Origin of the sequence: Brevundimonas sp. C43 (genome assembly GCF_030732185.1) — a bacterium.
In the GTDB taxonomy this organism is placed as follows: domain Bacteria; phylum Pseudomonadota; class Alphaproteobacteria; order Caulobacterales; family Caulobacteraceae; genus Brevundimonas; species Brevundimonas diminuta_C.
The window spans coordinates 707,733-722,693 of record NZ_CP132231.1 but is presented as its reverse complement, the minus strand read 5'-3'; the positions used below and the strand labels follow the sequence as shown (position 1 = coordinate 722,693).

Below are 14,961 nucleotides of genomic sequence, written 5' to 3'. Positions count from 1 at the left end.
CTGATCCGACAAGAGGAGCCGCTGCATGACCCAACGCCCCGCCGTTCTCATCATGCAGCGGCATCTCGCCCCGCTCTCGGGATTTCTGGAGAGCGCCTACGACGTCTATCGCTTCTGGGAAGGTCCGCCGATCGAGGCCGCCCACGACATCCGCGTCATGGTCGTCGCCGGCGAGGCGACGCTGGACAAGGCGCTGATCGAACGCCTGCCCAATCTCGACCTGATCGCCTGTTTCACCTCCGGCTATGACGGGATCGACATTGACTGGTGCCGCCAGCGCGGCCTGCCCGTCACCCACGCTCCCGGCGTCAATCACGAGGATGTCGCCGATCACGCCCTGGGCCTGATCCTGGCCGCGCGCCGTCAGATCGCCTCAGGCGACCGTCAGGTTCGCGCTGGCGGCTGGACCTTCGAGACCCGCACCATCACGACGTCGCTCGCCGGACAGAAGCTGGGCATCGTCGGCTTGGGCCACATCGGCAAGGCCGTCGCCGACCGCGCCGGGGCCTTCCGCATGGCGGTCAGTTGGTGGGGGCCGCGTCCCCATGACGCCAAATGGCCGCGCGCCGACAGCCTGCTGGCGCTCGCCAAGGCCAGCGACATCCTGGTCGTCGCCTGCAAGGCGGATGAGACCAATCGCAGCCTGATCTCACGGGACATCATCGAGGCTCTCGGCCCCGACGGCCTGCTGGTCAACGTCTCGCGCGGTCAGGTCGTGGACGAGGACGCCCTGATCGCCGCACTGAAATCAGGTGCTCTGGGTCAAGCGGCCCTGGATGTCTTCGTCGAAGAGCCGACAGATCCGGCCCGCTGGGCCGACGTGCCCAATGTCATTCTCACGCCCCACACCGCCGGGGCCACGACCGCCGGGGTGCAGGGCATGCTGATGCTGCTGATCGAAAATCTGCAGGCGCATTTCGCGGGCGAGCCGCTGAAGACGCCCGTCGTCTGACTTCAGCGGGGCCGCTGCGGCCGCTCATCCGCCGTCACCACGCCGTCGCCGTTATTGTCCATCGCCTTGAAGGCGGCGGCGAGACCCACATCGAACTCCTCGCGAGTGATGCGTCCGTCTGCATCGGCGTCGAAGCGCGCCAGCATCCGACCGCCGCGCGCATTGGCCAGTTCGCTGGCATCGACCACGCCGTCTTCATTGGCGTCCAGACGGTTGAACATCTGGGTCATGCGCGCCTGCATCTGGGCCAGACTTTCGCGCTCCGGCGGCCGCATCTGACCGCCCATAAGCCGCCCTGACATTTCAGCGGCCGGTGCCTCGGGAAAGTCGCTCTGGGCCAACGCCGGACTGGCGGCGGCGACAGCAAGAGCGGCGATGAACAGGCTACGCATGAGATCACTCCAAGACGGGTCTGCTGGCTTTAACGCGCGCACGAACCATTCCCGTGGATGCGTTTCCAAGAAACCGATTTCACTTGCCAAATCATATAAGGATATCTTTATATGAGCATATGAGTTTGTCCGCCGATCAGACTGTCGAAGCCCTCCGCGCCGCCGGCGAACCCACCCGTTTGCGCCTTTTGTCGCTGCTGGCGGGCGAAGAGCTGTCGGTCATGGAAATGTCGCGCATTCTGGACCAGAGCCAACCCCGGGTGTCGCGCCATCTGAAGTTGATGACCGACGCCGGGCTCATCGAGCGCTTTCCCGACGGCGCCCGCGTCTATTACCGCCTGTCGCATGACGCCCAGGCGCGCCGGTTGATCGACACGGTGCTGGACATCCTGGCCGAAGATGCCGGCGAGGCCGACCATCGGCGTCTGGACGAGGTCCGCAAGGATCGCGAGGAAGCCGCCGCCAGCTATTTCGAACAGGTCGCGCCCCAGTGGGACCGTTTGCGTTCGCTCTATGTCAGCGAAAGCGCTGTCGAGGCGGCGCTGGAGAAGGCTGTGGGGCCCGGCCCCTTCGAACGCGTCGTCGATCTCGGCACGGGTTCTGGCCGGATGCTGACCTTATTCGGCAAGAAGGCCAAGATGTCGGTCGGGCTGGACCTCAGCCAGAACATGCTGAACATCGCCCGCACCAACGTCACCAAGGCGGGCGTGGAGCAGGTCGAACTGCGTCACGGCGATATCTTCGCCACACGCCTGCCCGCCGCCAGCGCCGATCTGGTGATCGTACATCAGGTGCTGCACTACCTGTCTGATCCGTCCGCCGCCGTCGCTGAGGCCGCCCGCCTTGTCAGCCCGGGCGGTCGCCTGGTCATCATCGACTTCGCCCCGCATGACTTCGAACATATGCGTGAGGCGCATCAGCATCGCCGCCTCGGCTTCGCCGACAGCGAGATCAACGGCTGGCTGGTCGACGGCGGCCTGACGCCATCGGCCCCCATCGCCCTGCCCCACGACGCCGAGGGCCTGACCGTGACCATCTGGACGGCGGAACGCCGCGTCCAGGACAGAAAGACCGCCTGATGGCCTCCTCCGCCTCCCTCAACCTGGCCGACGCCCGCGCCCTGTTGCTATCGCCGCTTGGCCCCGTCGCCCGCGCTGGATCGAACCGCGACGCCGTGCGTGTCTCGTTCGAATTCTTTCCGCCCAAGACCGATGAGGCCGAGGCCAATCTGTGGAAGGCGATCCGCCGTCTGGAGCCTCTCAACCCCGCCTTCGTCTCCGTCACCTATGGCGCCGGCGGTTCGACCCGCGAGCGGACCCACCGCACAGTTCAGCGCATCATCACGGAAACTTCGCTCCGCCCCGCCGCCCACCTGACCTGCGTCGAGGCCAGCCGCGAAGAGGTCGATGAGGTCATCGAAGGCTATAAGACTATCGGCGTCGATCACATCGTGGCTCTGCGCGGCGATCCGCCCGGCGGCGCCGGCATCGGCGGGGTCTATCAGCCGCGCGCCGACGGCTACGCCAACGCCACCGAACTGACCGCCGCCATCAACCGCATCGGAGGATTCGACGTCACGGTCGGCGCCTATCCCGAACGCCATCCCGAAAGCCTCTCCATCGATCACGACATCGAGGTGCTGAAGGCCAAGGTCGACGCCGGAGCAAGCCGCGCCGTCAGCCAGTTCTTCTTCGACATCGACGCCTTCCTGCGGTTCCGCGACCGGGTGCGGGCGGCGGGCGTCACCATCCCCCTGATCCCCGGCGTCATGCCGGTGTCCAACTTCGCCGGCCTTCAGCGGATGTGCGGCGCGTGCGGCGCCAGCATTCCCGACTGGCTGAAGGCGCATTTCGACGGCCTGGACGACGATCCTGAGACCCGCAAACTGCTGGCCGCCTCCGTCGCAGCCGAGACCTGCGCTCGTCTGCAGGAAGAGGGCTTCTCGGACTTCCACTTCTACACCCTGAACCGCGCCGATCTGGTTTATGCGATCTGTCGCGTTCTGGGCGTGCGCGAGACGGCGGCAGCCCAATGACCGCTTCTCTAACTCGGGCAGAACGCATCGCCGCCCTGCATCAGGCGGCCAAGGAGCGCATCCTGGTCCTCGACGGCAGTTGGGGCGTCATGATCCAGCGTCGCGGGCTGGACGAGGCCGACTTCCGCGCCGACCGCTTCGTCGCCGGCAACGGCTATGACGAGAAACACCAGATGAAGGGGAACAACGACATCCTCTGCATCACGCGGCCCGATGTCATCGCCGACCTGCACGACCAGTATTTCGCCGCCGGCGCCGACATCAGCGAAACCAACACCTTCTCCGGCACCACCATCGCCCAGGAGGACTATGCCCTGGACGCCCAGGCGGTATGGGACATCAATCTGGAGGGCGCGAAACTGGCCCGCGCCTCGGCCGACCGCTGGACCGAAAAGGAGCCGCACAAGCCGCGGTTCGCCGCCGGCTCCATCGGCCCGCTGAACAAGATGCTGTCGATGTCGTCCGACGTGAACGACCCCGGCGCCCGCAGCGTCATCTTCGATCAGGTCTATGAGGCCTATCGCCATCAGGTGAAGGCGCTGAACGAGGGCGGCGTCGATCTCTATCTGATCGAGACCATCACCGACACGCTGAACTGCAAGGCCGCGATCAAGGCGATCAAGGACCTGGAAGACGAAGGCATGGACGCCCTGCCCATCTGGATCAGCGGCACCATCACCGACCGCTCGGGCCGCACCTTGTCGGGCCAGACGGCCGAGGCCTTCTGGAACAGCGTACGCCACGCCAAACCGTTTGCCGTCGGCTTCAACTGCGCCCTGGGCGCCGACCTGATGCGACCCTTCATCGCCGAGCTTAGCCGCGTCGCCGACACCCTGGTCGCCGCCTACCCGAACGCCGGCCTGCCCAACGCCATGGGCCAATACGACGAGGAGCCGCACGAGACCGCCCACTTCATCGAGGAATGGGCCGCCTCGGGTCTGGTCAATATCGTCGGGGGCTGCTGCGGCACGACGCCGGATCACATTCGTCACGTCGCCGAAGAGGTCGCGCCGCTGAAACCCCGCGCCATCCCGGAACGACCCGTGGCCCTGCGCCTGAGTGGCCTCGAACCTTTTGAATTGGTAGCGTAAGTGCGTCCTGTCTTCATCAACGTCGGCGAACGGACCAACGTCACCGGCTCGGCCAAATTCCGCAAGCTGGTGGTCGAGGGCGACTATTCGGCCGCGCTGGATGTCGCTCGCCAGCAGGTCGAGGCCGGCGCCCAGATCATCGACGTCAATATGGACGAGGGGCTGCTCGACGGCGCCGTCGCCATGCGGACCTTCCTGAATCTGATCGCGGCCGAGCCCGACATCGCCCGTGTGCCGGTGATGATCGACAGCTCCAAATGGGAGGTGATCGAGGCGGGCCTGAAGTGCGTTCAGGGCAAGCCCATCGTCAACTCGATCAGCATGAAGGAGGGCGAACAGGCCTTCCGTGACCATGCGATCAAATGCCTGCGTTACGGCGCCGCCGTCGTGGTCATGGCCTTCGACGAGGTCGGTCAGGCCGACACCGCCGCGCGCAAGATCGAGATCTGCACCCGCGCTTACGACATTCTGGTCAACGAGGTCGGCTTCCCGCCCGAGGACATCATCTTCGACCCCAACATCTTCGCCGTGGCGACCGGGATTGAGGAGCATGACAACTATGCCGTCGACTTCATCGAGGCGACGCGGGAGATCAAACGCACCCTTCCCTACGCTCGCGTCTCGGGCGGGGTGTCGAACGTCTCGTTCAGCTTCCGCGGCAACGAGCCGGTGCGCCGCGCGATTCACAGCGTCTTCCTGTACCACGCCATCAACGCCGGCATGGACATGGGCATCGTCAACGCCGGCGACCTGCCGGTCTATGACGACATCGACGCCGAGCTGCGCGAGGCGGTCGAGGATGTGATCCTGAACCGGCCGCAGCGGACCAATGTCTCGAACACCGAGCGGCTGGTCGACATGGCGCCCCGCTACAAGGGCGAGAAGGGTCAGGCCCGCGTCGTCGATCTGAAATGGCGCGAACAGCCGGTCGGCAAGCGGATCGAACACGCCCTGGTCAACGGCATCACGGAGTTCATCGAGGCCGACACCGAAGAGGCGCGCCTGGCGTCAGAGCGCCCGCTGCACGTCATCGAAGGCCCGCTGATGGACGGGATGAACGTGGTCGGCGACCTGTTCGGCTCGGGCAAGATGTTCCTGCCGCAGGTGGTGAAGTCCGCCCGCGTGATGAAACAGGCCGTCGCCTGGCTGGAGCCCTTCATGGAGGCCGAAAAGGCGGGCAAGCCTCGCGAGCAGGCGGGCCGCATCCTGATGGCCACCGTCAAGGGCGACGTCCACGACATCGGCAAGAATATCGTCGGCGTCGTGCTGCAATGTAACAACTACGAGGTCATCGACCTCGGCGTCATGGTCCCGGCCGACCGCATCCTGGACGAGGCCAAAGCTCACAACGTCGACATCATCGGCCTGTCGGGCCTGATCACGCCGTCGCTGGACGAAATGGTTTTCGTCGGCGCCGAAATGGAGCGGCGCGGCTTCGACATCCCTCTGCTGATCGGGGGCGCCACCACCAGCCGCACCCATACGGCGGTCAAGATCGAGCCGGCCTATCGCCGGGGCTCGACCACCTATGTCGTCGATGCGTCGCGCGCCGTCAGCGTCGTTTCGGGCCTGCTGTCCAAGACCGAGCGCGCGAAGAACGAAGCCGCCACTCGCGACGAATACATCCGCATCCGCGAGCAATATGCCCGCGGCCAGGAAGTGAAGGCCCGCGCCACCCTGGCTCAGGCGCGCGAGAATCGCTTCCGCATGGACCCCGCCCAGCCCATGCCCGGCAAGCCGGCCTTCCTCGGCGTGAAGGCGTTCGAGGGCTGGGACCTGCAGGATCTGGCCGACCACATCGACTGGACTCCCTTCTTCGCCAGTTGGGAGCTGATCGGCCGCTATCCGCTGATCCTCGACGACGAAATCGTCGGCGAGGCCGCGCGCGACCTGTTCGCCGACGCGCAAGTCATGCTGAAGCGGATCATCGACGAGAAGTGGTTCACAGCCAAAGGCGTCGTCGGCTTCTGGCCCGCCCGCGCCGACGGCGACGATGTCATCGTCTTCGCCGACGAAGGCCGCGACACGGAGATCGCCCGCTTCCACACCCTGCGCCAGCAGATCAAGAAGTCGAACGGCAAGCCGAACCTGGCCCTGTCCGACTTCATCGCGGATGAGGGCGACGACTATATCGGCGCCTTCGCCGTCACCGCCGGTCACGGCGAGCTGGAGATCGCCAAACGGTTCAAGGACGCGGGCGACGACTATTCCGCCATCCTCGCCACCGCCCTGGCCGACCGCCTGGCCGAGGCCTTCGCCGAACGGCTGCACAAGGAGGTCCGCACCACCCTGTGGGGCTATGCCGCCGATGAGACGGCCGATATCGATGCTCTGATCGCCGAACACTACCAAGGCATCCGCCCTGCCCCTGGCTATCCGGCCCAGCCCGATCACACGGAAAAGGCCACCCTCTTCCGCCTGCTCGACGCAGGAAACCACGCAGGCATGGCCCTGACCGAAAGCTTCGCCATGACGCCGCCGGCCTCGGTGTCCGGCCTCTACTTCGGCCATCCGGGCAGCCACTATTTCGGCGTCGGCAAGATCGATCTGGACCAGGTCGAGGACTACGCCCGGCGCAAGGGCTGGGACGTCGCCACGGCTGAGCGCTGGCTGGCCCCCATCCTCAACTACGATCCCTACGCCGCCAAACGCGAAACGGCGGCTTGAGCCGGGCTCAAGCCGACGTCTGTCATCGGATAACCGCCGAACCGATCAGTTGATGCCGACGCTCTCCAGCGTGGCGGGCGGCGTGGTGATGTTGTCGCGCAGGCGGCGCGCGGCGTGCTCGCACCGGCCCGGCAGACCGAAGAACAGGCCGAACGACTGACTGCGCGCCTCGGCGTCGGGATTGGCCATCAGCGGCGCCCACTGCGCCTTGACGGCGGCGACGGCCTGCTCGGCCTCGGCCTTCGAAGCCGCCGATTGGCGCGGCGCGGCCGCCGCCAGGGCGCTGCGGAAATCTTGGGCTTCAAGACGGCCCAGACGCACCAACTCGACATCCTCCGGCGCGCGCGACGTCAGCGTCTCGCCCAGATCGGCATGGCCCGTCACCAGGGCATCACACCAGGCCACCAGCGGATAGTCGGCGCTCGGCGCGCCCCGCGGCAACGGCCGTGCATAGGCGATGGCCTCGCGCGTCTTCAACGCATCGGCGGTCTCGCCCGAGCGAGTACCCGTCACGATCGGTCCATCCTGAGTTTGAGCGACCGCCGCGCCGGCGGCCAGCAGCGACAGGACCGACAGTCCGGGAACGACAAATTTCAGCATAATCTTCCTTGAAGGAGCGCGCCTCAAACCGGCGACGATCCGTAACGCTCGCCCGCCCGAATGGTTTTTCTACGGCGCCGCTTAAACGAAAAAGGCGGCGGAGCGTTGCCCCGCCGCCTCAGTCTTAACTGCAGCTAGTTTTTTTTAGAACTGGTAACGCAGACCGAACCGGAGCGAGCGAGGCGCTTGGTAGCTTCTCGGCAGCCCGTAGTACGGCGAGCGAGCGGTAAGCACGTTGCCGGAGGTCCGGATCAAACCTTGCTCGACGACGCGGGTGGGCTCGTCGTTGTCAAACACGTTAAACACATCAACCGAAGCCGTCAGCTTGCCATAGTTGGTCTCGGCAACGGTGTAGGTCAGGTTGAGGTCCATCTGGTAGGTCCAGGGCGTTTCACCCTGAGAGCCACGCGGCGTCTGAATCGAGCTGTTGTTCGGGCCGAATGGGCAATACCAACCCGACGGACCACCCGTCTGCGGCGCCAGAGGATCTACAGCCAGCGGCACCCGTCCAATGCACCCGTACTTACGACCCGACTGAGCCGTGAAGTTAGCACCGACATTGAAGCGCTCGACCGGCGACCAATTGCCGTACACCTTGAACGTGTGAGCATGGTGGTTCGGGAGATACCCATAAGAACCGAGCTGGTTGGCGACGTGGTCGTAGTCTTGCGTCAAAGACGTGTCGGTTTGACCAATGTCAGACTTCACAGCGCCTTCGTAGTTACCCTCGGACTTAGCGAGCGTGTACGATCCAGCGAGACCCCACTTGCCATCAAACTCACGTCGGAACGTGAACTCAAGCGCCTTGTAGGTCCGCTCGACCTCGTCAAAGCCAAGGTCCTCTTTGGTCAGCTCAATCGTCTGAGGATTGTAGGCCGGATTGGGATTACCGGCTGCATCGGTCCGTGTGTCACCCTGCAGGTCAATGTAAACAGTGGCCGCATCACCTGGATTAAACAGAACGTAGGGGAACAACGAAGCGAAGCCGGCGTCACCAGGGCCCGATTGACCGCAAGCAATGTTATTGCGCACGCAATACCGAACAACTGCATCGCCGATGGCCGTATCCTCAATCGCACTCTCCAGATTGCGATAGATGCCGCGGACACCGACTGACCAGTCAGCGAACATTCCATCAGTGAAGTTATGCTCATAACCGAGCACAAACTCACGTTCATACATGGGTTTCAAGTCGGCTTCGGTTACCGAACGCGGATCCGGCGCGCCAGGAGGGCTCAGATAGTCGAGTTGGTAAAGCGCCCCGTACGTCGGGTACCCATTGGCATCGAGAACGACGTTCCCCGTGCCATCTCTGGTGGGACCAGCATAATAAGCGTCGGTGTACACCTCGCCAGACGATGCGCGGATCGACGTATTCGTAGCAATCGGGAGATAGTAGTCGCCGACCGAACCGTACACACGATCGTTGCCGCTATCGAATGGATCCCAGTTGAATCCAATCCGCGGCGCCCATTGATCTTTAATATCGATATATGCTTCGCCATCGACGTTATTGTAGGTGTAACGGTCGTTACGTACACCTAGCTGCAGACTGAAGTTGCTCGTCAGATCCCACGAATCTTGAATGTAGAAAGCCGACTGTTCCCCAGTAAATGTGCCGTTGTTCGCAAAGGTGGTGATGTTCAAGCAACCCTGACCTGCAGGGGCAATCCCGGCGCACTGAGCAGCAGTCAGAACGTTATAGAGCGCGCCACCGGAATAAGCACTTGTTGCCGAACTGGTCAGATCTTCACGATCGTAACCAACACGGACGTGATGCTCACCGAACAGATTGAAATAGAAATCGCCATCAATGCGATAAGTCTCGCGGATATCCTCGCCAGCAAGATTATACGGCCCGGCTTGTCGACCAACGCCCACATAGCCAGCACCACCGGGACGGGCATAGTCGTACACGCCAGGAAGACCGACAGGCGTACCGTAATCCAGATAGCTGCTTTCTAGCTTGCCATAAAGCGCGGACAACGTGAACCAGTCAGTGAAGACACCGGTATACTTATAGATTTGGGTCAGTCCGCCCGCATCCGAATAGAGCGGATCGGTTATCGAAGTGAGGCCCGCCGAAGTCGTCGCACTGTAGGTACGGGTTTGGCTTTCCGTCGTCGTCTCATCGTTTAGAAGCGTCGCCTCGATCCGGTGATTGGGATTGATCACGAAGTCGAGTTTCAAACCCCAACGCGGGTCATTGTATGATGAAATCCCTTGGCTGTACGTGGCGCCGGGCGTGATGGCACCATTTGCCGAGTTATAGGCAAACGAACGAGACAGCGCACCTTCGCTTTCAACATCGCGGATGTTGTAGGTGCCGAAGAAGAAGAGGTGGTCTTTGATGATCGGACCACCGAGATACGCCGTGTAATCGGTGGACTGGGAATAGGCGTATTGATTGTAGACTTCCAGACCGGCTGAGTTGTTGCCGCCCTGCTGATAGGATGTGCCGCGCGATGCCCGGAGGTCATTCGGAGTGTGGAAAACGCTCAAGCCGCCAGTGAATTCATTGGTGCCGGAACGTGTGACGATATTGACGACGCCGCCAGTGCCGCGACCAAACTCTGCTTGGTAACCACCGGTTTTAACTTCGATCGTTTGAATGAAGTCAAACGGCACTTCACCGTAGCCCAGGAAGGTACGTTGGTCGGTGACGTTGAGACCGTTGATATAATAAACACTTTCGGCGGCCGACGTCCCCGAGACGGAGACGAGGCTCTGGTTACGACGCGAGCTCGCGTTGATCGTTGCATCAGGAGAGCTTGTGCCCGGCGTGAACAATGTCACCGCATTGATGCTGCGACCGGTCGGGACTCGTTCAGCGAAATCCTGCACGTTGACAGTCAGGCCCGTATCTGTGGCGTTGAAATCCTGCACTCGCCGCGCGGTCACAACGATATCACCCAGATCCGCAGCGTCGCTGGAGCCTTCGGCCAATAGAGTGAATGCGTATGACGAGCTTCCGGGATTCACCGCCGCGCGCTGCGTCAGCGTGGTATAGCCTGATTGCGAGATCGAGATCGAGTATGCGCCGACAGGCAGCGCCGGCATGCGGAAGGTGCCGTCAGAACCGGTCGTGGCCGTACGCACAGTGCCCTGTGCGGAAGTCGCGGTGACCGTCGCGCCGGCAACGGAAGCTCCGGAGGCATCAGAAACGGTCCCGGACAGCACGCCGCTGGTATAATCTTGGGCGTGAGCTGCGGTCGGCGACAGCAAGACACCGGCGACAGGCAAGGCCACTACCGCAGCCAAAGCGACCCCACCGATCATCGTGCCAGCCAACAAGCGCTCACGAATGGTTTGGATTTTCAAAACTTAGTCCCTCCTGAATGCCAATCTGACAGACGTGCCAGATGCATAAAGCTCCGCGCTCCCATTGTGCGTGGATTGGATTCGACAATACGCTCGCCCCATTGACGTGCCAGCATTAAGGGCCGCACTTAACCTCTTCGTCGCGTAGCTGTCGCAATATGGCCACACACGATTTAGAGCGTGCTTCGAGGCGGAAAATCCAAACCAATCCAATTACCCATTAGATAACTGAGGCTTAGAAACATTCATGCCAGCGACGCGCCAGTTTTAGCCGGAGAGACACCACATCTCGAGCGCTAATTGTGGCCTATCGTTGGATCATCACCCGCGCCGCATAGGGCGCCGGTTCCGGCGTGCAGGAGGCGGCGATCAGTTGCACTGCGGCGAGACACAGGATCGCCGCCGCGACGAACGGGAGCCGATTTGATACAGCGTTGGCGATCGAACGAGCCATTGGGGCGCTCCAAGCATGATTACCGAGACGTTAACGCAAGCTCTGCGCCAAACGCGGCCGTGATGATGATCCCGTTCGTAAGGGCGTTCGACTTCGCCTACGGGCGGCGCGATCAGGTGTCGCCATTGATCCAGCGGGTGATCGCCGACAATCCGGGGCCGTTCACCTTCACCGGGACTGGGACCTATATCGTCGGCCGACCGGACCAGGGGGCCGAGGTCGCGGTGATCGATCCGGGGCCGCTGGACGAAACGCATCTGGCGGCGCTGATGGCGGCGGTCGAGGGGCGGCGGGTCAGCCATGTGCTGGTGACCCACACGCATCGGGATCATGCACCTCTGGCCCAGCCCTTTGCCGAGGCGACCGGAGCGCGGATTTCGGCGGCTCGGCCTCCGGTGCGCGAAACGCATGCGTCGGGTGCGCTGGACGAGGATGAGGATGCCGACTTCGCGCCCGATGTGCTGCTGACGGGCGGCGAGGTGATCGAAGGCGACGGCTGGACGATCGAGGCGATGTTTACGCCCGGCCATGCGTCAAATCACATGGCCTTCGCCTTGCGCGAGGAGAACGCCCTGTTCTGCGGCGACCATGTGATGGGATGGTCGACGACGGTCGTGGCGCCGCCGGATGGGAGCATGCGCCAGTATATGGCCAGTCTGGACGCGGTTATCGCACGCGACTTCGACGTGTTGTGGCCGACGCACGGGGCGCCGGTGACGCAAGTGCGGCCGTTTCTTGAGGCCTATCGCGCGCATCGGCTGGAGCGGGAGGCGCAAGTGCTCCAGCGGCTGGCGGCGGGAGATCGCACGATCACGGAAATGGTCCCGGTTCTGTATGCCGCCGTCGATCAGCAGCTATGGCCGGCCGCTTCGCTATCGGTGCTGGCGCATCTGATCAAGCTGGTCGAGGACGGCGCGGCGATCAGTGATGGCGCGCCCGACTTGTCGGCGCGGTTCCGTCTGGCCTAGCGTTCTGCTGCCAGGTTTCGGGCGATCTTCGCGGCGAGGCGGCAGGTGGCGCCGCCGTCGGGACGGCTGCCGCGTGCCGCGACGCGGATGTCGGTGCGGCCGGGGCGGATGCGAACGACGGCGTCGGTGGCGAAGCCGAACCAGGCGCCGGCGTGCACGGCCTCGACCTGGAAGGTTGTGGCGCGGGTGACGACGAAGCCAGCATCGACCAGCGCCGAGGTCGCCTGCTGGGCCAGGACCTGGGTCGGGACGGCGTCCACGCCGTCACAGGTCTGCGGCGAACCGCTGCGCACGCCGGCGGCGCGCGGCAGGCCGGGCGGCTCGTCCAGATTGGTGCTGACGTCACGCGGATGGGACGTCGCATCCTGGCCTTGACGCAGCACGAAGCCGGCGACGGTCCCGCCCGCCAGGACCAACGCCGCCAGCGCATAAGGCCCCCTTCCCTTCAGGTCGCGCAGCGCCAGCACCGCCGCCGTCAGAGCCGCCGCCAGGCCGACCCAGGCCAAGAAGCGCGCCACGGTCCAGGTCAACAAGTCGTAGCCGATCGCCAGATCGAGCCCGCCGAACCGCGTCGCCGTAACGGCCGCCACGACCAGCACGAAGGGCGCCGCCGCGAGCGCCGTCAGCCAGGGCAGAATGGCGGGTACGGGCTTTCTGGTCGGCATTCAGGCTCCGGTTCTCACTTAGGCAGCGGTCGGCAGACGATAGTCCTTCATCCGGTCACGAAGAAGCTTCTTGTCGATCTTGCCGGTCGCGCCCAGCGGGATGTCGTCCACGGCGACCACGTCGTCGGGCATCCACCATTTGGCGATCTTTCCGGTCAGGAAGTCCAGATGCTCCTGCTTGTCCAGCGTCTCGTCGGGCTTGAGCTTCAGGATCAGCACGGGCCGTTCGTCCCATTTGGGGTGGGCCGCGCCGATGACGGCGGCGATCTCGACCTTGGGGTGACCCACGGCGATGTTCTCGATCTCGATGGAGCTGATCCACTCGCCGCCAGACTTGATCACGTCCTTGGCGCGATCGGTGATCTGCATGAAGCCCAGGTCGTCGACCGTGGCCACATCGCCGGTGTCGAAGAAGCCTTCGTCGTCTAGGATCGAGCCGTCTTCCTTGAAGTAGGCGCGGCTGATCGTCGGCCCCTTGACCATCAGACGACCGAAGGTGGCGCCGTCGTGAGGCAGTTCGGCGCCCGCCTCGTCCTTCAGCTTCAGCTCGACGCCCAGCGGCGGCACGCCCTGCTTCAGGCGGTACTTCATCTGCTCGTCGTACGAGAGCTTCAGGATTTCGGGCGGCAGGTTGGCGATGGTGCCGATGGGCGAGGTCTCGGTCATGCCCCAGGCGTGGGTGACCTCAACGCCGAAATCGTCCTGGAAGCCGCGGATCAGGCTTTCGGGGCAGGCCGAGCCGCCGATCAGCACGCGTTTCAGGGTCGAGAAGCCCAGACCGTTCTGTTTCATGTGGGCGAACAGGCCCTGCCAGACAGTCGGCACGGCGGCCGAGAAGGTTACGCCCTCCTGTTCAATCAGCTCATAGATCGACTGACCGTCCATCTTGGCGCCCGGCATCACCAGCTTGGTGCCGGCGGCGGGACCGGCGAAGGCGATGCCCCAGGCGTTGGCGTGGAACATCGGCACGACCGGCAGGATCACCTCCTTGGGCGTGGCGCCCATCACCGTGGCCTGAAGGCCCATGAAGGTGTGCAGGAAGTTGGAGCGGTGCGAATACAGCACGCCCTTCGGATTGCCCGTGGTGCCAGAGGTGTAGCAGAGGCCGCAGGCCGTCTGTTCGTCGAAGTCGCCCCAGACGACATCGGTCGACTGACCGGCGATCGCGTCCTCATAGGCGACGGCCTTGGGCAGCTTCGTCTGCGGCATGTGGGCGGCGTCGGTCATGACGACGACGCGCTCGACCTTGGGGATATGCGGCAGGATCGCTTCCAGCAGCGGCACGAAGGTCAGGTCGACGAAGATGATCCGGTCTTCGGCGTGATTGATGATGTAGACGAGCTGTTCGGGGAACAGACGCGGGTTCAGGGTGTGGCACACTCCGCCGATGCCCATGATGCCGTACCAGGCCTCGATGTGGTTGGCGGTGTTCCAGGCCAGGGTGGCGACGCGGTCGCCCGGCTGAATCCCCCAGTCCTTCAGTGCGCTGGACACGCGTTTGGCCCGGTCGTGGATCTGGGCGTAGGTCGTGCGAACGATGGGCCCCTCGACCGAGCGCGTCACCACTTCGCGCTCGCCATGCCAGTTTTTGGCGTGGTCGATAATCTTGTCGACCGTCAGCGGCCAGTCCTGCATCAAGCCCAGCATGTCGTATCCTTGTCCCTTGGATGCGTCTGCTTTGATGCGACGCTTGAGCCGACGCTAACATCGGTGATCGGCGATAAGCAACGTGACCCAACGTCAACTGGGGCGTCAGCCACGGCGCGGCGGATCGTCCCCCGTGGCGCTGGCGTCGCGACCGCTCTAGAAGGCCGCC

12 protein-coding genes are annotated in these 14,961 nt (G+C 63.8%); 6 read left to right on the top strand and 6 right to left on the bottom strand.

What is annotated here, in order from left to right; translation table 11 throughout:
* Positions 1-25: 25 nt before the first annotated feature.
* Entirely contained in the window at positions 26-952 is a 927-nt protein-coding gene (locus tag Q9R14_RS03570; RefSeq protein ID WP_306003522.1) for a 2-hydroxyacid dehydrogenase, read from the top strand.
* Positions 953-954: 2 nt separating this feature from the next.
* Here the strand turns inward: Q9R14_RS03570 and Q9R14_RS03565 are convergent, their stop codons facing one another.
* Positions 955-1,344, bottom strand: coding sequence for an EF-hand domain-containing protein (locus Q9R14_RS03565; RefSeq protein ID WP_306003521.1), 390 nt, complete (start codon positions 1,342-1,344; stop codon positions 955-957).
* 119 nt (positions 1,345-1,463) lie between these two features.
* On the opposite strand from Q9R14_RS03565, the gene Q9R14_RS03560 reads away from it, so the two are divergent.
* Genes Q9R14_RS03560 through metH form a run of 4 tightly spaced genes read left to right on the top strand, consistent with a single transcriptional unit; the run spans position 1,464 to position 7,137 of the window.
* A complete protein-coding gene (locus tag Q9R14_RS03560) occupies positions 1,464-2,423 on the top strand; it encodes a metalloregulator ArsR/SmtB family transcription factor (RefSeq protein WP_161639379.1) in 960 nt (319 codons plus the stop codon).
* The gene (metF, locus tag Q9R14_RS03555) at positions 2,423-3,379 is read left to right on the top strand and encodes a methylenetetrahydrofolate reductase [NAD(P)H] (RefSeq protein ID WP_306003520.1); all 957 of its coding nucleotides are present in this window, start codon (positions 2,423-2,425) and stop codon (positions 3,377-3,379) included. The genes Q9R14_RS03560 and metF overlap by 1 nt, the downstream gene beginning before the upstream one ends.
* The gene (locus tag Q9R14_RS03550) at positions 3,376-4,470 is read left to right on the top strand and encodes a homocysteine S-methyltransferase family protein (protein ID WP_306003519.1); all 1,095 of its coding nucleotides are present in this window, start codon (positions 3,376-3,378) and stop codon (positions 4,468-4,470) included. The genes metF and Q9R14_RS03550 overlap by 4 nt, the downstream gene beginning before the upstream one ends.
* Complete coding sequence (metH, locus tag Q9R14_RS03545) at positions 4,471-7,137, top strand: methionine synthase (protein ID WP_306003518.1); 2,667 nt, start codon at positions 4,471-4,473, stop codon at positions 7,135-7,137. It begins immediately after the preceding gene.
* A 45-nt stretch (positions 7,138-7,182) separates the two neighbouring features.
* Here metH and Q9R14_RS03540 read toward each other — a convergent pair whose 3' ends face one another.
* The 3 genes from Q9R14_RS03540 to Q9R14_RS03530 all read right to left on the bottom strand — a co-directional run bounded on the left by Q9R14_RS03540 (position 7,183) and on the right by Q9R14_RS03530 (position 11,512).
* Positions 7,183-7,737 (bottom strand): hypothetical protein, encoded by a 555-nt coding sequence (locus tag Q9R14_RS03540; protein WP_306003517.1) that lies wholly within the window; start codon positions 7,735-7,737, stop codon positions 7,183-7,185.
* A gap of 144 nt (positions 7,738-7,881) precedes the next feature.
* Entirely contained in the window at positions 7,882-11,058 is a 3,177-nt protein-coding gene (locus Q9R14_RS03535; RefSeq protein ID WP_306003516.1) for a TonB-dependent receptor, read from the bottom strand.
* Positions 11,059-11,365: 307 nt separating this feature from the next.
* Positions 11,366-11,512, bottom strand: coding sequence for a hypothetical protein (locus tag Q9R14_RS03530; protein ID WP_165116191.1), 147 nt, complete (start codon positions 11,510-11,512; stop codon positions 11,366-11,368).
* A gap of 65 nt (positions 11,513-11,577) precedes the next feature.
* Between Q9R14_RS03530 and Q9R14_RS03525 the strand changes: the two genes are divergently transcribed.
* On the top strand, positions 11,578-12,480 hold the full coding sequence (locus Q9R14_RS03525; RefSeq protein ID WP_306004113.1) for an MBL fold metallo-hydrolase: 903 nt from the start codon (positions 11,578-11,580) through the stop codon (positions 12,478-12,480).
* Here Q9R14_RS03525 and Q9R14_RS03520 read toward each other — a convergent pair.
* Both Q9R14_RS03520 and Q9R14_RS03515 read right to left on the bottom strand, forming a co-directional pair.
* Positions 12,477-13,145 (bottom strand): DUF1499 domain-containing protein, encoded by a 669-nt coding sequence (locus Q9R14_RS03520; protein ID WP_306003515.1) that lies wholly within the window; start codon positions 13,143-13,145, stop codon positions 12,477-12,479. The genes Q9R14_RS03525 and Q9R14_RS03520 overlap by 4 nt on opposite strands.
* Positions 13,146-13,163: 18 nt before the next feature.
* Positions 13,164-14,792, bottom strand: a complete 1,629-nt coding sequence (locus Q9R14_RS03515; RefSeq protein WP_306003514.1) for a long-chain-fatty-acid--CoA ligase — start codon at positions 14,790-14,792, stop codon at positions 13,164-13,166.
* Positions 14,793-14,961: the final 169 nt, after the last annotated feature.